The following is a 17907-nucleotide window of genomic DNA, read 5'->3' on the forward strand; positions in this document are numbered from 1 at the left end:
AAGGATTAATTCGGTTAACTCATAAAAAAGAGGAAAATTATGTTTAAAAAATTTCCTCTTAACGGATTTTAGTAATGTAATACTTTATAGCCGTATTAAAACACTAGGTTCTTTTTGAATGGGTAAAGCGTCAGTATAATCGATTTGAGAACAGTATTTTAAATCTTCATGACAATTTAAACGTAATAATCTTTGTCCATGACTGGATTGATTAAACATTTCTAATAAATTATCTTGCCAATAATGATAGAGAGCGATCGCTGCAATTACTTCATCATTACCGATTTCGATTTTTTCTGTTTGTTGTTTAAGTGCAGTGGCGATCGCACCAGCACAAGTGGTATCTTCGAGAGAGTATCCACCTTCCCAACCTGAGCCGACTAGCCAAACTGTTTCTGGTTGTTTATGAGTTAAATAATCGACGACAGCCTGACGATTAATTAATGCGCCAGTAATGACTGATGCCGAATCTTCAACCCGTTGTAAGGCTCTAGTCCCATTTGTTGTCGTAATAAACAAGCGTTTACCGCCAACGTGTTCAGGTGTGCAATCTAAAGGGGAATTTCCCATATCACAACCTGCTACAGTTGCGCCGCCGCGTTCTCCGGCACGCAGTCGCTTTTCGGGTGACCATGTTTCACTGATCTCCATTAAAGTTGAAAGATCACTGAATGCTTGAACCGAGTCAGCACCAGCATTTAAAGCGGTTGCGATCGTTGTTGTTGCCCGAAGCACGTCAATGACAACGGCACAATCTGGTAAATGATCACTCGGAGTTAGTTCAGGTGTGTGATAAATGAAAACCTTCACTGTTATATATGATTAAACTATAAAGGGTTGGGAAAATTCTATCATGACATATGATTTATCTATTGGAAAACAAAAATCAAATAAAGATCGTCTGATGGATACAATCGCGGTGTATTTGTGACTTTATTTTTTTTGGGCAAAATTTATGAAATTAGCTTTTTTGCGACCGATTACGTCTTGTTTATTAACTAGCACTTATCTAATTAGCCCTTTTTCTTCAGTAGAAGCAATTAATTTTGAGCAACAAGAGACTAATCAAAGTCAATTTGTAGCGATCGCTCGCCCTTATGGTAATCGTCAATACGATTTACTTATTATCCAGCAAATCCCAGGACAGCGAGACTGTTGGAATGAAACGGGGTCTAATCCTGTAAAAGTCGATCCATTACTCCTCAATTTTGATTTCACTGGAAGTTGTGAACGTAGTACGGATAGCAATGGTTATTCAATTCGGATTGATGGTCAAGATTATGGATTGAATTATCTGTTGAGAATTGTTGAACGAAATAACGAGCTTTTTTTAATCGGGACAAGTCGTCAGAATTCTAAACAAGCTGATGTCGTGATTGGGCGAACTAATGGCATTGCACCAGGTTTACTCAAGATTTCTCTTAACCCCGGATGGCGATTTACGAAACGTGCTTATCAAGGTAAAACACTAGGTCATGTGTACTTAACTGGAGAGCGTCAAGCCATGGCCTCCACAAATCTTTTAAATGCGGCGATTCCAACTCCTCGGTCTTCCTCAACGGTTAATGCTCCTAAACCGCCAAAAGAATTAACCTTTACCGCCGAAGGAACTAAACCGCAGCCCCCCAGACCAATATTACCTCAAAATAAGGCGGAGCCAGTCTTACCACTTCCTCCAGTACCGTCTGTCTCTGAGCCGTCAAATTCTCAGCCTCCTTTGCCTCCTCCATTACCTAGTGTTTCTGCTAATCCTTCTTCTCGAAAAACGCTTTCTGATACGATCACTGATTTATCGAATCCTCCTGCCACTCCTAGGGTTGCTCAAGCGGCTCCTCAAAAACGCTATCGAGTTATTGGTGCTGCGAGTAATAGCACTCAACAAAAACAATTGCGATCGCTTTATCCTGATGCTTTTCCGACATCCTACAAAGGTCGTTCGGTTTGGCAAATTGGAGTGTTCAGCAATCAAGACAAAGCGCAACAAGCTTTACAAAGTCTAATGGATGCTCAGATTAAAGGTCAAATTATATCAATTCCTTAATTTAAGTTTCCTTAGAGGTTGGACTAATGAGAAATCGGAACAGCACCAGCACAATTCCACCGAGAATCAACACACTCAGTAAGGTAGCCACTAGCTTCAAAACGGTAGTTAGTAGGGAAAAAACGAGAAAAATTGCGCCAACTGTTACCCCAATTTTGGCAATAGAGGGTAAGCGATCATACCAATTTTGAATCTGATTGGCTGTTTTAGTAATTTCTTGATAGGCGGTTGATGAGTTGTCAGAAGTGATAGGCTGTGGATCGATTTCAATGACTTCTATCGGTTCGGTTGCGTTGTCTTTATCTGGGTTTTCTGAAAAGGTCATAGACGATTAACGCTCTTAATAATCCTTTAATATAGCTTAAAGCTAGTCAAAGATTTTTTGCCTAGTTATAAAACTATACGTGATGTTACTGAAAATCATTTTAAGTATAAAGCGAGCCCTCTTTCAGCCTTTTGTTGGTCAATTAGAGTGTTGAAGCTAATCATTCCATCCAAAAATACATAATTTATTCGATGATTGATTGTTGTCGCATTCGAGCAATTAATCCGTGTTTTGGAGCTAGTATCATCGTGATGACAAAAATCAAAGTTTGTAGGACAACAATACAGCCACCTGTCGAAGCATCTAGATAATAGCTGATATAAGTTCCCATAACGCTAGAGAAGATGCCCGAGATAACCGCAAAAATCATCATGTGATCAAAACGATCGCTGAGTAAATAGGCGATCGCACCAGGGGTAACTAACATCGCTACGACTAAAATAATACCAACTGCTTGTAATGCTACAACAATGGTCAATGACAATAATGTAAGTAATGTATAGTAAAGTGCGGTCGTATTCAAACCAATCGAACGTGCATGAGTTGGATCAAAACAAAATAGTAGTAAATCTTTTCGTAGTACTAAAGTAATAGCTAGGGTAATCGAGCCAATGACAACGGTTTGAATGATATCGTGCATAGGAATTCCTAGTACATTCCCAAACAAAATGTGCATCAAATCAACATTGCTAGGATTTTTGGAAATCAGTACCAATCCTAAAGCAAAAAAACCCGTAAAAACTAACCCGATTACCGTATCTTCTTTAATGCGAGTTTTGGATTTAATAAAACCAATTGCTAATACTGAGCCAATCCCAAAGACAAAGGCACCCACCGCAAACGGTAAATTTAGAATATAGGCTAGAACCACACCAGGTGTAACCGAATGTGAAACCGCATCGCCCATCAATGCCCAACCTTTGAGCGTCATATAACAAGACAACACAGCACAAACCATTCCCACAAAAGCACTAACTAAAACTGCTTTGAGCATGAAATCATATTGAATGGGTGCGACGAACCAATGCACAATTACATCCATTTGTCAATTTAAATATTAATATTATTGATTTAATCGAACATTGGGCATCACACCGCCAAAAGTGCGAGTTAGGTTTTCGGGCGTGAATACATCTTGTGTTGCACCATAGGCTAAAATTGTTTGATTAATAAACACAACCTGATCACAAAAAGTGGCAACTGAATTGAGATCATGAGTAGAGACTAAAATTGTATGTCCCTGCTGTCGTAACTCAATCAGCAATTCTGCGATCGCTTTTTCGGTTTTGACATCAACTCCCGTAAATGGTTCATCGAGTAAAATGACTGAGCCTTGTTGTGCTAAAGCTCTTGCTAAAAAAGCTCGTTTCTTTTGTCCCCCAGACAGTTCACCGATTTGGCGATCTTTAAAAGCTGTCATTTGAACACGTTCTAGACTCTCAGCTACCATACGGCGATCGCTAGTTTTAGGAATTCTTAAGATATTCATATAGCCGTAACGCCCCATCATCACTACATCCCAGACGCTAATCGGAAAGTTCCAATCAACTTCCTCAGACTGTGGAACATACGCCACAAGTCCTCGTTTTTGCGCCTGTCGAATCGGTAAACCATTAATTAAGACCCTACCCGTAGTCGGTTGTACAAACCCCATAATCACCTTAAATAGCGTTGATTTGCCGCTACCATTCATACCCACTAAACCAGCAATTGAGCCTTTATTAAGAGACAAGGTAGCCCCATGTAATGCGACTTTACCGTTATAAGTAACTGTGACATTTTCGACTTGAATACGCGATAAATTTTGCATTTCTAACCCTCTTGTAAACCCTTGATTAAAGTGTTGACGTTATAGTCCAACAGCTTAAGATAAGTAGGAGCCACACCATCAGCCGCCGATAGCGAATCGACATAAAATACGCCACCAAAGTTAGCTCTTGTTTGAGCAGCTACTTGCTTTTGTGCCTCCGAACTTACCGTACTTTCACAAAATATCGTCGGAACTTTGTTCGTCTTGACTTCATCAATTACTTTGCGAATTTGCTGTGGGGTACCCTGATTTTCAGCATTGACAGGCCACAAATACAATTCTTTTAATCCGTAATCTTTAATCAAGTAAGAAAATGCTCCTTCACAAGTAACAATGTAGCGTTTGTTTTCAGGCAAAACGTCTAACTCTTGACGCAATTTTTGATCGATATCTCGAATCTTTTGGCTATAGACTTTTGCATTAGCGGTGTAATAGGCTGCATTTGCAGGATCGAGATTGACGAGAGCCTTACGGATGTTTTCGACATAAATTAAGGCGTTTTGGGGCGACATCCAAGCATGAGGATTCGGTTTACCCGCATAAGCATCATCAGCTATTAGAACTGGGGTGATACCTTCAGAAAGGGTGACATGAGGAACATCTTTTAAACTGCCGTAAAATCGTTTTGCCCAGCGTTCTAGTCCTAAACCATTATCTAAAATTAAATCAGCTTTTGAGGCTTTTGTTAAATCGCTTGGAGTGGGTTCGTAGCCATGAATTTCTGCTCCTGGCTTGGTTAGAGACTCGATAATTGCTCGATCCCCTGCCACATTTTGAGCCATATCGGCTAATACGGTAAAGGTGGTTAAAATAACTTTTTTTTGCTCAGTCTGAGGGTTAAGGCTGCTGGTTTCTGTCGTAGGTGAGGGGCTAATTGATGTTGTATTAGTCGAGGTAGAATTACAGCTATTGAGACATATTAATAATAATCCTATGGCGATCGCTGCCAGTCTAGTCCGTCGATTTTTATCACCATAGATCTGAGTCATGTCTAGTTTATCTCATAATCTTTTCATTTTTTAAAGTATCATACTCTTGAATAAAATGAAAGAAATATGAGAAGAGTAAAATTAGACAAAAAAAAGTTCCTTCCTTGATGATGACAAAGAAGGAAAAAACCAAGAAATTATCCTTAGCGTAACCGAATCACTAAGCGTCGATCAGGTTCTTGACCTCGACTTTCAGTTTCAAGATCATCTGCATCTTTTAAAAAAGTATGAATTTGACGACGTTCAGCCGAAGATAAGGACTTCATTTCCACTTCTTGTCCTGTTTGTCGAACTTGTTCAACAACACTATTAGCCCAAGCGAGTAATTCAGCTTGTCGCTTGAGACGATACCCATTTAGTTCAACGGTAAAAGCTTGCTGGTTTTCTTCTTCAACATCGATATTGAGGATAGTATTGGCTAAATATTGAATTGCGTCTATTCCTTCTCCTTTGGGGCCGATGATAATTTCGATTTGTTCCCGTGTTAGATTGGTTTGATCAATCAATAGCCAACTTGTCCCTTGTGCGATCGGATCTACTTTATTTTCTCCGATATTCACTTCAGTCGGAAGCCCCATTAGTTTTAGTACTGTTTCTAACCACTCTTTCCCGCGCTGAATTTGCTGCTCCCTCATTGTTCTTTATCCTGATGTTTTTTCTTTTTTCTTGTTAGACCGTTTTTCAAACGGTAAAGCTTCTCGGTTTTGAGAGGCTTTTTCTTTGTCTTGCTGTTCGATTAATTTTTGCAAGTTTTCGGGTAGGGGTTCTCGCATGAGAAGAACGGTTTGCAGAGTTTGGAAAATATTAGCGACCAAAATGTACATTAATACACCAGCAGGAAGAGGGAAAAAGAGAAACATACCACTAAAAATAACTGGAGTTAGTTTATTTACCGTCTGCTGTTGTTTAGCATTTGCGCCACCACTTGGTGCGCCTGCACCCGATAATTCTTGGTTAAGATAAATACTCAAACCAAAGAAAATGATCATCGCGAGAATATCCCAGTTGATTTGACCATTTTCACCCGTTACACCGACTTTTCCTAAAGCATCAATAAAAAGAAAGCCTTTATCAGCAGCAATACCAGGGAGAGTTGCTTTGATGGTGGCTTCTCCAGGGGCTAATGCTTGTATAGTCCCATCGGGGCTAACTGTAACTCTTTCTGATCCTTTGATCACCTCATATTTAGGCTGAAGCTTCGTATTAGATGAGGCAGGGACTAATTTAGAAAACGCTGTGCCTTCTGTGGTTTGAATATCAATTTGTGTTTGACTACCTTCTGCTAATTTATTACCACCAAGTAATAAGGCAGCAACGGGATAGTGAATACCATCATCGGCATAAAAATTTTGTGTTTTGGTCGAATAAGGTTGAGGCTGAATGAGGGCAATTTGCTCTTTGGGGAAAACCTGTACATCAACGTTGTAGCTGACATCCGAAAAAGGTGAGCCTCTTAAAGTAGCAAAAAGAGCCAGCAGGATTGGCATTTGAACCAACAGGGGTAAGCAACCTGCTAATGGGTTGCCAAACTCCTGCATGATTTTGGCCATTTCTTCTTGTTGTTTTTGTGGATCGTTTTTGTACTTTTTCTGAATTTCCTCTTGTCGCTCTTTCATTAAAGGTTGAGTTATTCGCATTTTTCTCATATTGCGAATTTGTCCCGCGCTGAGAGGAAACAGAGCAAAACGAACCACAAGGGTTAGCGCAATAATTGCAAAACCATAGCTATGAACGATCCCATAGAAGAAATCTAGGATCGGCAGCATGATATTAGTGGAAATGAATCCGACTCCGAAGTCCATTGCGTCAAAATTGGGGTTTTCCCAAGAGTAATGTTATATCTGTCTAACTACTTTACCGAAATCTGGCCCTTGGTTATGGGTAGGGAGTTACACACTCTCAACCGAACCTTAGAAAATTTATTTTGTGGTAATTGCTTCGATGGTGCGTCCTGTTTTGTCGGCTACTCGTTCAGCGATGTAATCATGTAATTCTCTAAAATTGGGCATTGAGCGCATTTCTAGACGACTTTTATCTTTGAGAGTTACCACAAGATCGCCCCAAAGACCAATCCCTCTAGGCATCTTAGCGATTTTTACAATTTCTGAATAGATAATATCAGTACGATCGCGTCCCATCCAGCCACCAGTTACAGAGATGCGCCGATCTGTAATTTTATAACGTAACCAAATCGCCCGCACAACGGCACCAATGGTTAAGGGTAAACAGATCACGGTAAATCCGAGTAAGATGTTGATGATTAAATCACCGATATGGGGGCCACCTTCATAAAATGTGTTTTCTTTAATGCCCATTGATTATTCCGGCCTTGGTTAATAAAGTTTTTAATTCTTGCACAAAATGCTCGTATTTACACTCTACCGCAGGTGGGCGAACTACGACTACTACTCGCCATCCAGGGATGATGTCTGCTAATAAGGCTCGGATCGCTCCCCTCAGAAGCCGTTTTAGGCGATTTCGGATGACCGCTTTTTTACTGACTTTTTGACCAATGGATAGGCCAAAACGGGTAGGTTGCGGTGGTACAGTTTGGATTAAGTCTCTTAAAGCAATTAAAACAAGGTTAGATGTCGTCTGACGCTTTCCCTGTTCATAAACTGCTTTAAAATCGTTACGATGCTTCAGTCGATAGACTCTTGGCAATCCCACAATTTTTTCTGTTTCATCCGTGAATAAAGCTTTACAAAAGAGCTATACACTAAGACGTTCACGTCCTTTTCTGCGTCTGGCTTGAAGCACTTTTTGTCCCGTTGAGCTTTTCATTCTTGCTCGAAAACCCGATGTTCTTTTTTGCTTTCGATTGGTTCCTTCTAGTGTTCGCTTAGTCACGTCTCTTTTCTCCTGAATTAGTCGCTAAAGACACAATCTGTAATTATATCAAAGTTTTTTTAATTTTTAAATAGGGAGTTTGATAATCTTCTCTAAAATGGCAAACAATCCCGAAATCTAAATAGCGATCGCTTCCGTGTGCCTGTGGCAACGCTTTTTGACCTGCTACCCCGATTCTGGGATTGTCTTAAAAACCGTTAGTTAATAAGTTAAAATCACTGATTATTCAGCCGTAGCGAGTTCGGTGCTACCTTTTTCACGACGACGGGTTAAGGAATTAAAGAGCATTACGCCAATGGCTTTGATTAAATTACCCTCTAATTCTTGGAATAATTTCATGTTCATCCCAAAAGCATCATTCGCCTCTTTAACAATGCGATCGGCTGTTTCTTGATCAACGGGTAATTCATTCATCGCTTGACGATATTGGTTTTTGAAGGCTTTTTCGTCAGAAATGTCCTTAAACTCATAGAAAGCGGTGCCACCGTTGTCTAAATTCATTGCGTTTTGAGCAATTTTTTTGAGAATTTGTCCGCCCGATAAATCTCCTAAATAACGAGTGTAAGAATGGGCAACTAATAATTCTGGATGATTAGCCGCGATGTCATGAATCTGTTTGACGTATGCCGCGCCAGCAGGAGAGGGTTTAACTTCCGAGCGCCAGTTAGCACCATAGTAGAAATATAAATCTTGTTCTAAGGCTTGTTGACGATTCAACTCAGGGTAGTAAATTTTAGAGACGATCGGATGTTGGCGTAGTTTTTCCATTTCTTCTTCCATCGCTGAATAGACAAAGTAGAGATTAGCGACTAATTTGCGATAAGAATTTTTCTCGACAACACCTTTGAGGAAGCACTTGACAAAACCTACATTTTCTGCCATGCTATGAGACTTTTTCGTACCTTCTCGTAACTGAGTTGCTAAGTTAACGCTCATGATGATGTTTCCTATACGATGAGTGATTTGTAGGGGTGTATGATTGATTACAAAAACTGCAAAACCGCCTAATTCGCTAGAGTAAACTGATTTGATGAGAATTTTTATTAAGTTTATTTACGATCACGCCGTTTAAACATTGGGGTTATGGCGAAAATCTCAGAAACCAAGATTTGTAGACGGTATACTGATATTAAAATCTTATAAATAATTTTTTTTAGATTAAAATTAGTGAATTAACAGCCGAAAGTCGGTACCAATTAATGAAAAAATGAAAATTCAAGGGATAAATCTGGACAAAAAAGCTTTGTATTGAATAAAAAAAGGATGATTTGCTCTTTAGAGACAATTAATGCCGAATTATTGGCTTAAATCGCTTATTTTCTTAAACTAAATAATTCTTAATCATTCAAGGAAATTTTTAACGAATCTTTACATTTAATAGCGAAAAGTCGTCCAATCATTACCAAAATTCAATAAAATTAGACCTATCTTAGTAATCATGCTTATAATCGGTACAGGATTCTTGTTTTGAGATTACATTTTTTATTCTGTTGTTACATAAACCTTTAGAAATAACTTTTTGGTGATGCCTCGAATACTCGTAATAGATGACGACTCTGCAATTTTAGAACTGGTCTCGATCAACTTGGAGATGGCTGGTTATGATATAAATCAAGCTGAAGATGGGATCAAAGGTCAAGCACTGGCTGTACAAATTCAGCCCGATCTAGTTATGCTGGATTTGATGTTACCCAAAGTCGATGGTTTCACCGTTTGTCAGCGTCTTCGTAGGGACGATCGAACTGCTGATATTCCGATTTTGATGTTGACAGCATTGGGACAAACCCACGACAAAGTAGAAGGTTTTAATGCGGGTGCTGATGATTATTTGACCAAACCGTTTGAGGTTGAAGAAATGTTAGCGAGAGTTCGTGCGTTACTTAGACGAACCGATCGCATTCCTCAAGCCGCCAAGCATTCCGAAATCCTCAATTATGGCGCATTAACTCTAGTTCCAGAACGTTTTGAGGCGATTTGGTTTAGTAAAACCGTTAAACTTACTCATTTAGAGTTTGAATTACTCCATTGCTTGCTCCAACGTCACGGACAAACGGTATCGCCAAGCGATATTTTAAAAGAAGTTTGGGGATATGATCCCGATGATGATATCGAGACGATTCGAGTTCATATTCGGCATCTGCGAACCAAATTAGAACCCGAACCGCGTCACCCTCGCTATATCAAAACGGTTTATGGTGCTGGATATTGCTTAGAGTTACCGAGTGCTGAACAATTAATTTTAGATTCAGATGCAGCAACCGCCTAATGAATTATTGTGATCAGACAATTCGAGGGGTATTAGGTGAGAAATGACAGATGATAGGCTTGCTTAAAATTAATCTGGTTCTAAAACTTGATTAATAGCTTGCCAATGATTCATTTCTTGGGCAATAAAATAATTGATTAAATCTTGGTATATTTTTTCAATAATGTCTGGATTTAGACCTTCATTTTCTGCCCAAATTCGTCTTTGTTGTAACATCGCCTGAAAACGCTTATTGGCTCGAACACTAGCCGCATCTGTTTTAAATTTTGATGCCGCTTTAACATATTTAGAACGTTCACCAAATAGCGTAATAATCTGTTGATCTATTGCATCAATTTCTATCCTAATATCATTAATATTGTTACATTCATCAGGTGATTTGTTCATTTTAGGTGATTAATAATTGACTAGCTTAAGGATTTTAAAAGCTCTCCCTAATAGCGATCAGTGTTTCAGAAGCCATATACTGAAAAAACTTTAGAGGATTTGTCAAATCGGCTGATTTTCCTGAGAGATAACGAACTAACACTCAAACATTACTATGTCCAAGACTGCCTAATTCTGCTCCTGCTACGACTAAATTACCTGTAACGTTTGCAGTGAATAGATTGTTATCAAGAAGTTTTTCCATTGATTAGACATAGCTTTCAAGAAAAGTATTTATCGTTATTGAACTACGATCGATCGTCTTCTCAAAAATATTAATTATTAACTACACTGAAAAATACCGACGACGGGATAATCTTCATGCTGACGGTTAATAAAAACATTCACATTGCCCATATCGCCTAACATTAAATTAGCGGCATTAGTTACCGACTCATCCCAATTGTCACGATCCTCTTTAGGTAACCATCTCAGACAAGTCGCTTCATCACATTCACAACTTGCAATAGTTAATAAATATTCCATATCTTCGGGTGCTTCTGGATCTTGTACCCAATTGGGATATCCTCCCACTTTTGTACCATCTGCTGTACTTAATAAATCTTGGTAAACGTCTGAGGGTTCATCATAGTCTAAGTCTGGAATAGAGGCGATCGCTTTTTTTAATGCCTTTGATGATTCGAGAGCTTCATCTAATTTGGGATAATAATCGGCAATATCAAAGATATGAGGGTATTCGATGACCCGTTCTGGATGTAAAATACAGGGCGTTGGATAACAAGCCGCATTTTCTTCCATTTCGATTAATACATCTTCTGGCAGTTTGACTAGAGGCTCTATAATTTCGCTACGATTTCGCCAAAAAACCTTACAGACTAAGATTTCATTAAAAGACCAAAACAATTGAAATAAATCTTTTCCTTCTGGAAAACCGATTTCTGGAACATCTTCAATACGGAGTTGTAGGACTGGAATTAAAGGAAAACCACTTTCAGCATCATAAGGCCAAGGTTCATCTTTTGGCATCAGAAACATCCCGCCAAGCTTACTTTCATCTAGTCCACAGACACCCGAACGCGGATGCAGTCTAACCGTTTTACGAGCTAAAGGAGCATATGCTGGGAGAATAGCTGTAAGATCGATGGGAGGAAATGGAGTATGTCGCATTTTTGATGAGCAATTTAAACTTCTTATTCCAGTATGCCCCTCTAGGGGATTATTTTTCAGTGACCACAATATGTAGATCAACTGCTTTAAGATAACTCATTAATCGATGGACAGGAGAACCTTTTAATAAAAGTTGCCATCGAGTTTTGTGAGTATGCCCTAAAACGACTTGAGTAATTCGATTCGCTTTAGCCACATCAGCGATCGCTTGTGTGATATCTGTAGCTTCATGGCGAATAAATTTACCTCCTAACTGTTGACAAAGATCTTCGCACATTTCCAGATATAAAGCTTCATCTTTGGTTAAAAAGCGTTCAGGATGGCTTACATATAAAACGTACAAACCTGCACTTAAGTAGTGAGCAATTCTAGCTCCCCGCCGCAGTAGTTTCACTGAATAGGGATAAGTAGAAACACAGACGAGTACCTGTTCTTTGATACTATACTCTGGTTTTTCTAGTAATCTTGTATCAGCTTCTTGGGTGACGTTATCGGCGACTTCCCGTAAAGCTAATTCCCGAAGCGCGATCAAATGACGTAACTGAAAGAAATTTTGCAAAGACTGATCGATTTTTGTCGGGGCATAAATTTTTCCTTCTTGAAGACGTTCGATCAAGGTTTCGGGCGTAACATCGACAACAACAATTTCATCGGCTTGATGTAGAATGCGATCGGGAACTCTTTCTCTAACGACAACACCCGTAATTTTTGCCACTAAATCATTAAGACTTTCGATATGTTGAATGTTGAGCGTCGAAAAAACATCGATACCCGCGTCTAACACCATTTCGACATCTTCATAACGTTTTTTGTGAGTAACACTAGGGATATTTGTGTGGGCTAATTCATCAATTAGGACGAGTTGAGGCTGACGGTTTAGAATTCCTTCAACATCCATATCATCTAAAACTGCTCCATTATAAGCGATCATTTTACGGGGAATGACTTCAAAACCTTGAGCCATTTCTAGCGTTTCTTGTCGTCCATGTGTTTCGATCAGACCAATGACAACATCTATACCTTCTTCTTTAAGTTCGTGAGATTCTTCCAACATACGATAAGTTTTCCCAACACCTGCCGCCATACCAATGTATACACGGTGTTTACCTCGTCTACGGGAAGCTGAAACAATAGAATTATTACTCATGCGCTAGAAAAAAGTTATGTTAATTTAGTAGTACATTTGATTTGTTAAAGGATAAAAGTATGGTTCAACTACAGCCATCTTCAACACCAGAGATTATCTATCCTGATAGCGACGGTCAACCAATGGCGGATAATACTAAACAGTTTCGTTGGATCGTGGTTATTAAGGAAAATCTAGAATATTTATTCGCTAATGATCCTAATGTTTTCGTAGCAGGTGATTTGCTCTGGTATCCCATTGAAGGAGATAATAAAACTAGGATTGCTCCCGATGCAATGGTCGTGTTTGGCAGACCGAAAGGCGATCGCGGTTTTTATAAACAATGGTTAGAAGATAATCTTGCTCCTCAAGTCGTCTTTGAAGTGCTTTCCCCTGGTAACACTAAAACGGAGATGGCGAGGAAATTATCTTTATATGAGGGTTTTGGTGTAGATGAATATTATGTCTACGATCCTGATCGTAATCAGCTAAAAGGATATCTACGGATCGATAGTTCATTCCAAATTATCGAGACGATTAATCATTGGGTTAGTCCTCGACTTAATATTAGATTTGAACTGAGCGAACCTGAGTTAAAGATCTATCATCCTAATGGTAATCTTTTTGTAACTCATACAGAAATTGCAGAGCAAAAAGAACAAGCCGAGGAACGTGCCGCAAGACTCGCTGAACGTTTACGAGCAATGGGCATTGATCCAGAGAACATTTGAACTAATATTATAAATATTATAAATTTGGAAAATTTATAGACTCAGAGATGGAAAACCATTCTAACTGTTAGAGCCTACCTTCTGAACCCGTATAGGCAACCCCCTGTACATTGCCCTTCTTATCAGCTAAGCATGACCAAGGAGCATCAGCATTAGGAACTCTGATTGTTACACCAATACCTGCTTCGGCTGTCGATACTTCTATTACCGAAAGCTGATTCCGAGAAATGCCTGTCTTTTTAGCCACAGCATTTAAACAAGCTGATTCGGCGGGGCTTTGAGATGCTCTTGTCTGGGAGTTACCTGAAGAGGAATCTTGACAAATGCCATTAGCCCGATTTGGCCCTGTGTAAGACATATTTAAGGTGCCATCGGGGTTAAAACCTATGGAAATCGTCACGCCAGCATGGGTCGCTTCATAGTAATTGTTATTAATCTTTTTCAGTCTTGCCTCCTTCCCGTCAATGTAAACAGGGCCTCCTTGATCTGCGTGTACTTCAATGCCAGACCCACAGGTATAGTTAAGTTGTGGAATCCCTGCTGCACTAGCAATACTAGCCATCGCCAATTCAGAGACAATTATAGTAAGCACAGAAGCAGCAATTGAGCGATTCTTCATCGTTTTTATTCTTAATTAGAAGTATTGTTAAGATTGCTTTAGGAATGACGGACATTCTAGAATATTAGTTTCTTGTGATGACATTGTTGCATGGCTTAGGTTATTTACTTTCTCTAACGTCGGATTTGATCTAAAGCAATATTAAGTTTTAGAACATTTACTCCAGGTTCACCAAACAGACTCAAGAATTTTTGCTCAGTATTTTTCTGAATTAATTCTGTAACTTGTTGAGGTGAAATTCCTCGCGCTTGGGCTACTCGTTGGATTTGGACTTGAGCAGATTCCATACTAATATGAGGATCTAAACCTGATCCAGAACTATAAACTAAATCGGCTGTCGGTTGAATTCTTTGTTGTTTAAGAGTTGTTGTCGTTTCCTGAAGACGTTTGATTAAATCTGGGTTACTGGGGGCTAAATTACTTGCACCAGAAACACCCGTCTTTTTATAATCATCACCCTCGGCATAGTTTACCGCACTGGGACGACTCAAGAAATAGCGATCAGATGCGAAATTCTGACCAATTAGATTAGAACCAATCACTTTACCTTGAGCATCTTGTATTAAGCTACCATTCGCTTGATACGGGAAAATCGTTTGACCGACAATTAACATAAATGCAGGATAAATCAGGGCTGTCAGTAGCCAAAAACGAGAGTAGCACGAATTCCTGTAACGATTTCTCTGGTAATAGACATAGTGGTTTAAAACTTCTCTGGTTGAAAAATGACAAAAAAGAGGTAAATCGATAAAGCAACGGTTAAAAGACCCAATAATCCCAAAGCATAAGCCGTTTTTTGGCTTATATCCGTCCCTGTGGCAGCATAGATCGCAGGAGCAAAAATTAGGTTAGAAATTAGACCTAAAAAAAGCAATAAAGATAAAGGATGACGAGTTTTAAGATGTTGGAGAAGATCTAATAACAATTCTAGTTTTTCTGAATTTGTCGTAAATTGTTTCATGGTTTTTGAAAAATTTTTGTGTATTTGTAGGGGTTTGATCTTTAAACTCTAGTAAATAAAGTCATTTAAGTCCAACCAATACCAGTAATAATAAGATCAATGATTTTGATACTGATAAAAGGGGCAATAATTCCACCTAAACCGTATAGCAAAATATTTCGTACTAATAATTGATTAGCTGATAGAGGACGAAATTCAACGCCTCTTAGGGCAAGTGGAATTAAAGCAGGAATAATCAGCGCGTTGTAGATCAAGGCTGATAGAATAGCAGATTGGGAACTGGTTAACGCCATAATATTGAGTTTTCCGATCCCGACACTGGCAAACATAGCGGGAATAATTGCAAAATATTTAGCAATATCATTCGCTAGAGAGAAAGTGGTTAATGCTCCACGAGTAATCAATAATTGCTTGCCAATTGTGACTAAATCGATTAATTTCGTTGGATCTGAATCCAAATCGACCATATTTGCCGCTTCTTTAGCTGCTTGGGTTCCAGAGTTCATCGCTACACCAACGTTAGCTTGTGCTAATGCGGGTGCATCATTAGTTCCATCTCCTGTCATCGCAACGAGTTTACCCTGTTGTTGTTCTTGTTGAATAACCGCGATTTTGTCTTCGGGAGTTGCTTCGGCGATAAAATCATCAACACCCGCTTCTTGAGCAATAACTGAGGCTGTTATGCGGTTATCTCCCGTTAGCATGACGCTTTTAACGCCCATGCGACGTAGCTGCTCAAAGCGTTCTCGGATACCAGGTTTTATAATATCTTTTAGGTAAATGACACCGTAAATATCATTGTTCAAAGCAACAGCTAAAGGTGTTCCACCCAAACGAGATACTTTTCCATATGCTTCATCTAAGTCTATGGGAACTTGTCCACCACGAGAACGGACAAAACCTTTAATCGCTTCAACTGCACCTTTACGGAATTCTACGCCATTGGGTAAATCGGTTCCACTCATACGAGTTCTTGCCGAAAAATCGATCCCTTCCGCTTGTGTTTGATCAAAGTCAACATTTACACCTAAAGTAGACGCGAGTTTAACGATCGATTTTCCTTCGGGTGTATTATCGAATACACTTGCTGCCAATGCTGCTTTGGCTACATCTTGGGTTGAATGTCCATTTACAGGGAGAAATTCCTCAGCGAGTCGGTTTCCGAGGGTAATTGTTCCCGTTTTATCTAATACAAGTGTATTAACATCGCCACAAGCTTCGACCGCACGACCTGATGTAGCCACTACATTAAATTGTGCCACACGATCCATCCCTGCAATCCCGATCGCACTCAATAAACCGCCGATAGTTGTTGGAATGAGTGCCACCAAAAGAGAAATTAGAGTAACGACACCGACAGGACTTTGAATATAATTTGCATAAAAGGGTAAAGTAACGACAACAATTAAGAAAACTTGGGTTAAAACGGCGAGTAATACCGTTAAAGCGATTTCATTCGGGGTTTTTGTTCTAGATGCGCCTTCTACAAGGGCAATCATGCGATCAATAAATCCTTTACCTGGATCTGATGTAACTCGGATAATTAATTCATCAGAGATAATTTTAGTTCCTCCTGTGACGGAACTCGCCATATCTGAACCAGGTTCTTTAAGTACAGGTGCAGACTCCCCAGTAATTGCAGACTCATCTACTGATGCAACGCCAGATATTACTTCACCATCTGCGGGAATGAGTTCCCCTGCAACGACTTTGACTTTATCTCCTTTGCGGAGTTGGGTAGAATTGATGTTTTCAATCGTACCGTTGTCTAACACCCGTTTTGCGATCGTATCTGATTTTGTCGCCCTTAATGAGTCTGCTTGTGCTTTTCCTCTTCCTTCGGCAACTGCTTCAGCAAAATTAGCGAATAAAACGGTTAAAAATAAAATTAGTGTGACTAAACCGTTAAAAAATCGTTGGTTTTCCCCAGATACCGTTCCAAATAAAGCGGGATCTAAAGTTAAGAGAGCCGTAATAATCGTACTAACCCAAACTAAAAACATGACGGGATTTTTAATCATGATTTTAGGATTTAGCTTGACAAATGCTTTTTTTAGTGCATTCCGATAAAGTTGGCTTTGATTGACTTGTTTTTTCTGTTGCCGTTTTTGAAACTTAGCAATTCTGTTAGTCATGGTGATTTAAAGTAATACTAATGTTCGTACAAACTAATGTAATTTTTTTTCCATGCGGTAGTTAATAAAGGTTTCACCGCGACGACTGACTTTTTGTTCTTCGAGTACACTAAAACCCATACTCTGAAAAAAGGGTTTAGCGGTAATACTCGCTTCAGTAAACACACTCTTTAAACCCAGTTCTAAGGCTTTTTTCTCAATCGCTTGATAAATCTTGCGCCCGACTCCACAACGCTGATAATTTTTATGGCAGTAGAAACAATCAATATGTCCGTTTAGTTCTAATTCACCAAAACCGATAATCATTCCATCATAATCAGCGACATAAACATATCTGCTTAAACAGACTTCTACCCAATTTCTGAAATCAAAGTTATCGGGTGCCCATGCTTTAACTTGACTCATTGAATAATCACGGATATTGATTTCGCGTACCGTATCATGGAATAACTGGGCAATTTGATCCGCATCTTGAGGACAAAATAAACGTATATTCATGG

General features: G+C 39.3%; 21 protein-coding genes and 1 pseudogene. 3 read left to right on the plus strand and 19 right to left on the minus strand.

Annotated features, from left to right (window positions below; genetic code table 11):
* Window positions 1–84: 84 nt before the first annotated feature.
* A complete protein-coding gene (locus tag CFPU101_RS16275; RefSeq protein WP_206816392.1) occupies window positions 85–810 on the minus strand; it encodes a 2-phosphosulfolactate phosphatase family protein in 726 nt (241 codons plus the stop codon).
* Window positions 811–955: 145 nt separating this feature from the next.
* Between CFPU101_RS16275 and CFPU101_RS16280 the strand changes: the two genes are divergently transcribed.
* Window positions 956–2041 carry a DUF3747 domain-containing protein gene (locus tag CFPU101_RS16280; protein WP_206816393.1) on the plus strand — a complete coding sequence of 362 codons (1086 nt, stop codon included), beginning with the start codon at window positions 956–958 and terminating at the stop codon, window positions 2039–2041.
* A 1-nt stretch (window position 2042) separates the two neighbouring features.
* On the opposite strand, the gene CFPU101_RS16285 is transcribed toward CFPU101_RS16280, so the two are convergent.
* From CFPU101_RS16285 to CFPU101_RS16330, 10 genes are all read right to left on the minus strand, one after another.
* Window positions 2043–2366 (minus strand): hypothetical protein, encoded by a 324-nt coding sequence (locus tag CFPU101_RS16285; RefSeq protein WP_206816394.1) that lies wholly within the window; start codon window positions 2364–2366, stop codon window positions 2043–2045.
* Between the two features lie 184 nt (window positions 2367–2550).
* A complete protein-coding gene (locus CFPU101_RS16290) occupies window positions 2551–3408 on the minus strand; it encodes a metal ABC transporter permease (RefSeq protein WP_206816395.1) in 858 nt (285 codons plus the stop codon).
* Window positions 3409–3429: 21 nt separating this feature from the next.
* Complete coding sequence (locus tag CFPU101_RS16295) at window positions 3430–4176, minus strand: metal ABC transporter ATP-binding protein (RefSeq protein ID WP_206816396.1); 747 nt, start codon at window positions 4174–4176, stop codon at window positions 3430–3432.
* Between the two features lie 2 nt (window positions 4177–4178).
* Entirely contained in the window at window positions 4179–5165 is a 987-nt protein-coding gene (locus CFPU101_RS16300; protein WP_206816397.1) for a metal ABC transporter substrate-binding protein, read from the minus strand.
* 143 nt (window positions 5166–5308) lie between these two features.
* Window positions 5309–5800, minus strand: coding sequence for a R3H domain-containing nucleic acid-binding protein (locus CFPU101_RS16305; RefSeq protein WP_206816398.1), 492 nt, complete (start codon window positions 5798–5800; stop codon window positions 5309–5311).
* A gap of 6 nt (window positions 5801–5806) precedes the next feature.
* Window positions 5807–6967 (minus strand): membrane protein insertase YidC, encoded by a 1161-nt coding sequence (yidC, locus tag CFPU101_RS16310; protein WP_206816399.1) that lies wholly within the window; start codon window positions 6965–6967, stop codon window positions 5807–5809.
* A 117-nt stretch (window positions 6968–7084) separates the two neighbouring features.
* A complete protein-coding gene (locus CFPU101_RS16315) occupies window positions 7085–7480 on the minus strand; it encodes a PH domain-containing protein (RefSeq protein WP_206816400.1) in 396 nt (131 codons plus the stop codon).
* Window positions 7470–7835 (minus strand): ribonuclease P protein component, encoded by a 366-nt coding sequence (gene rnpA, locus CFPU101_RS16320; protein ID WP_206816401.1) that lies wholly within the window; start codon window positions 7833–7835, stop codon window positions 7470–7472. The genes CFPU101_RS16315 and rnpA overlap by 11 nt, the downstream gene beginning before the upstream one ends.
* 42 nt (window positions 7836–7877) lie before the next feature.
* Window positions 7878–8015 carry a 50S ribosomal protein L34 gene (rpmH, locus tag CFPU101_RS16325; RefSeq protein WP_206816402.1) on the minus strand — a complete coding sequence of 46 codons (138 nt, stop codon included), beginning with the start codon at window positions 8013–8015 and terminating at the stop codon, window positions 7878–7880.
* A 222-nt stretch (window positions 8016–8237) separates the two neighbouring features.
* Window positions 8238–8951 (minus strand): heme oxygenase (biliverdin-producing), encoded by a 714-nt coding sequence (locus CFPU101_RS16330; protein ID WP_206816403.1) that lies wholly within the window; start codon window positions 8949–8951, stop codon window positions 8238–8240.
* 589 nt (window positions 8952–9540) lie between these two features.
* Here CFPU101_RS16330 and CFPU101_RS16335 point away from each other — a divergent pair.
* Window positions 9541–10281 carry a response regulator transcription factor gene (locus CFPU101_RS16335; protein ID WP_206816404.1) on the plus strand — a complete coding sequence of 247 codons (741 nt, stop codon included), beginning with the start codon at window positions 9541–9543 and terminating at the stop codon, window positions 10279–10281.
* A 69-nt stretch (window positions 10282–10350) separates the two neighbouring features.
* Here CFPU101_RS16335 and CFPU101_RS16340 read toward each other — a convergent pair whose 3' ends face one another.
* The 3 genes from CFPU101_RS16340 to CFPU101_RS16350 all read right to left on the minus strand — a co-directional run bounded on the left by CFPU101_RS16340 (window position 10351) and on the right by CFPU101_RS16350 (window position 12982).
* Window positions 10351–10668: an isochorismate lyase gene (locus tag CFPU101_RS16340; RefSeq protein WP_206816405.1), complete on the minus strand. Its 318-nt coding sequence runs from the start codon at window positions 10666–10668 to the stop codon at window positions 10351–10353.
* 321 nt (window positions 10669–10989) lie between these two features.
* Window positions 10990–11835, minus strand: coding sequence for a DUF1963 domain-containing protein (locus tag CFPU101_RS16345; RefSeq protein WP_206816406.1), 846 nt, complete (start codon window positions 11833–11835; stop codon window positions 10990–10992).
* Between the two features lie 49 nt (window positions 11836–11884).
* Window positions 11885–12982, minus strand: a complete 1098-nt coding sequence (locus CFPU101_RS16350; RefSeq protein WP_206816407.1) for a universal stress protein — start codon at window positions 12980–12982, stop codon at window positions 11885–11887.
* 59 nt (window positions 12983–13041) lie between these two features.
* Here CFPU101_RS16350 and CFPU101_RS16355 point away from each other — a divergent pair, with 59 nt between their 5' ends.
* On the plus strand, window positions 13042–13692 hold the full coding sequence (locus CFPU101_RS16355; protein ID WP_206816408.1) for a Uma2 family endonuclease: 651 nt from the start codon (window positions 13042–13044) through the stop codon (window positions 13690–13692).
* Between the two features lie 67 nt (window positions 13693–13759).
* Here the strand turns inward: CFPU101_RS16355 and CFPU101_RS16360 are convergent, their stop codons facing one another.
* The 5 genes and pseudogenes from CFPU101_RS16360 to CFPU101_RS16380 form a co-directional block, all read right to left on the minus strand.
* Entirely contained in the window at window positions 13760–14311 is a 552-nt protein-coding gene (locus CFPU101_RS16360) for a hypothetical protein (RefSeq protein WP_206816409.1), read from the minus strand.
* A gap of 113 nt (window positions 14312–14424) precedes the next feature.
* A pseudogene (kdpC, locus tag CFPU101_RS16365) lies at window positions 14425–15008 on the minus strand (K(+)-transporting ATPase subunit C).
* 6 nt (window positions 15009–15014) lie between these two features.
* Window positions 15015–15272: a K(+)-transporting ATPase subunit F gene (gene kdpF, locus CFPU101_RS16370; protein ID WP_206816410.1), complete on the minus strand. Its 258-nt coding sequence runs from the start codon at window positions 15270–15272 to the stop codon at window positions 15015–15017.
* A 65-nt stretch (window positions 15273–15337) separates the two neighbouring features.
* Window positions 15338–17407: a potassium-transporting ATPase subunit KdpB gene (kdpB, locus tag CFPU101_RS16375; RefSeq protein ID WP_206816411.1), complete on the minus strand. Its 2070-nt coding sequence runs from the start codon at window positions 17405–17407 to the stop codon at window positions 15338–15340.
* Window positions 17408–17440: 33 nt separating this feature from the next.
* Complete coding sequence (locus CFPU101_RS16380) at window positions 17441–17905, minus strand: GNAT family N-acetyltransferase (protein WP_206816412.1); 465 nt, start codon at window positions 17903–17905, stop codon at window positions 17441–17443.
* Window positions 17906–17907 lie beyond the last annotated feature (2 nt).

Origin of the sequence: Chroococcus sp. FPU101, assembly GCF_017312365.1 — a bacterium.
Lineage (GTDB): Bacteria > Cyanobacteriota > Cyanobacteriia > Cyanobacteriales > Microcystaceae > Chroococcus.

Bases quoted from the DNA above. Each gene is read 5' to 3' on its own strand.
- CFPU101_RS16345 (WP_206816406.1), bottom strand. From the start codon at position 11,835: ATGCGACATACTCCATTTCCTCCCATCGATCTTACAGCTATTCTCCCA.
- CFPU101_RS16340 (WP_206816405.1), bottom strand. From the start codon at position 10,668: ATGAACAAATCACCTGATGAATGTAACAATATTAATGATATTAGGATA.
- kdpF (WP_206816410.1), bottom strand. From the start codon at position 15,272: ATGAAACAATTTACGACAAATTCAGAAAAACTAGAATTGTTATTAGAT.
- CFPU101_RS16335 (WP_206816404.1), top strand. From the start codon at position 9,541: ATGCCTCGAATACTCGTAATAGATGACGACTCTGCAATTTTAGAACTG.
- CFPU101_RS16305 (WP_206816398.1), bottom strand. From the start codon at position 5,800: ATGAGGGAGCAGCAAATTCAGCGCGGGAAAGAGTGGTTAGAAACAGTA.
- CFPU101_RS16295 (WP_206816396.1), bottom strand. From the start codon at position 4,176: ATGCAAAATTTATCGCGTATTCAAGTCGAAAATGTCACAGTTACTTAT.
- CFPU101_RS16315 (WP_206816400.1), bottom strand. From the start codon at position 7,480: ATGGGCATTAAAGAAAACACATTTTATGAAGGTGGCCCCCATATCGGT.
- CFPU101_RS16355 (WP_206816408.1), top strand. From the start codon at position 13,042: ATGGTTCAACTACAGCCATCTTCAACACCAGAGATTATCTATCCTGAT.
- kdpB (WP_206816411.1), bottom strand. From the start codon at position 17,407: ATGACTAACAGAATTGCTAAGTTTCAAAAACGGCAACAGAAAAAACAA.
- CFPU101_RS16330 (WP_206816403.1), bottom strand. From the start codon at position 8,951: ATGAGCGTTAACTTAGCAACTCAGTTACGAGAAGGTACGAAAAAGTCT.
- CFPU101_RS16290 (WP_206816395.1), bottom strand. From the start codon at position 3,408: ATGGATGTAATTGTGCATTGGTTCGTCGCACCCATTCAATATGATTTC.
- CFPU101_RS16280 (WP_206816393.1), top strand. From the start codon at position 956: ATGAAATTAGCTTTTTTGCGACCGATTACGTCTTGTTTATTAACTAGC.
- yidC (WP_206816399.1), bottom strand. From the start codon at position 6,967: ATGGACTTCGGAGTCGGATTCATTTCCACTAATATCATGCTGCCGATC.
- CFPU101_RS16285 (WP_206816394.1), bottom strand. From the start codon at position 2,366: ATGACCTTTTCAGAAAACCCAGATAAAGACAACGCAACCGAACCGATA.
- CFPU101_RS16350 (WP_206816407.1), bottom strand. From the start codon at position 12,982: ATGAGTAATAATTCTATTGTTTCAGCTTCCCGTAGACGAGGTAAACAC.
- CFPU101_RS16360 (WP_206816409.1), bottom strand. From the start codon at position 14,311: ATGAAGAATCGCTCAATTGCTGCTTCTGTGCTTACTATAATTGTCTCT.
- CFPU101_RS16380 (WP_206816412.1), bottom strand. From the start codon at position 17,905: ATGAATATACGTTTATTTTGTCCTCAAGATGCGGATCAAATTGCCCAG.
- CFPU101_RS16300 (WP_206816397.1), bottom strand. From the start codon at position 5,165: ATGACTCAGATCTATGGTGATAAAAATCGACGGACTAGACTGGCAGCG.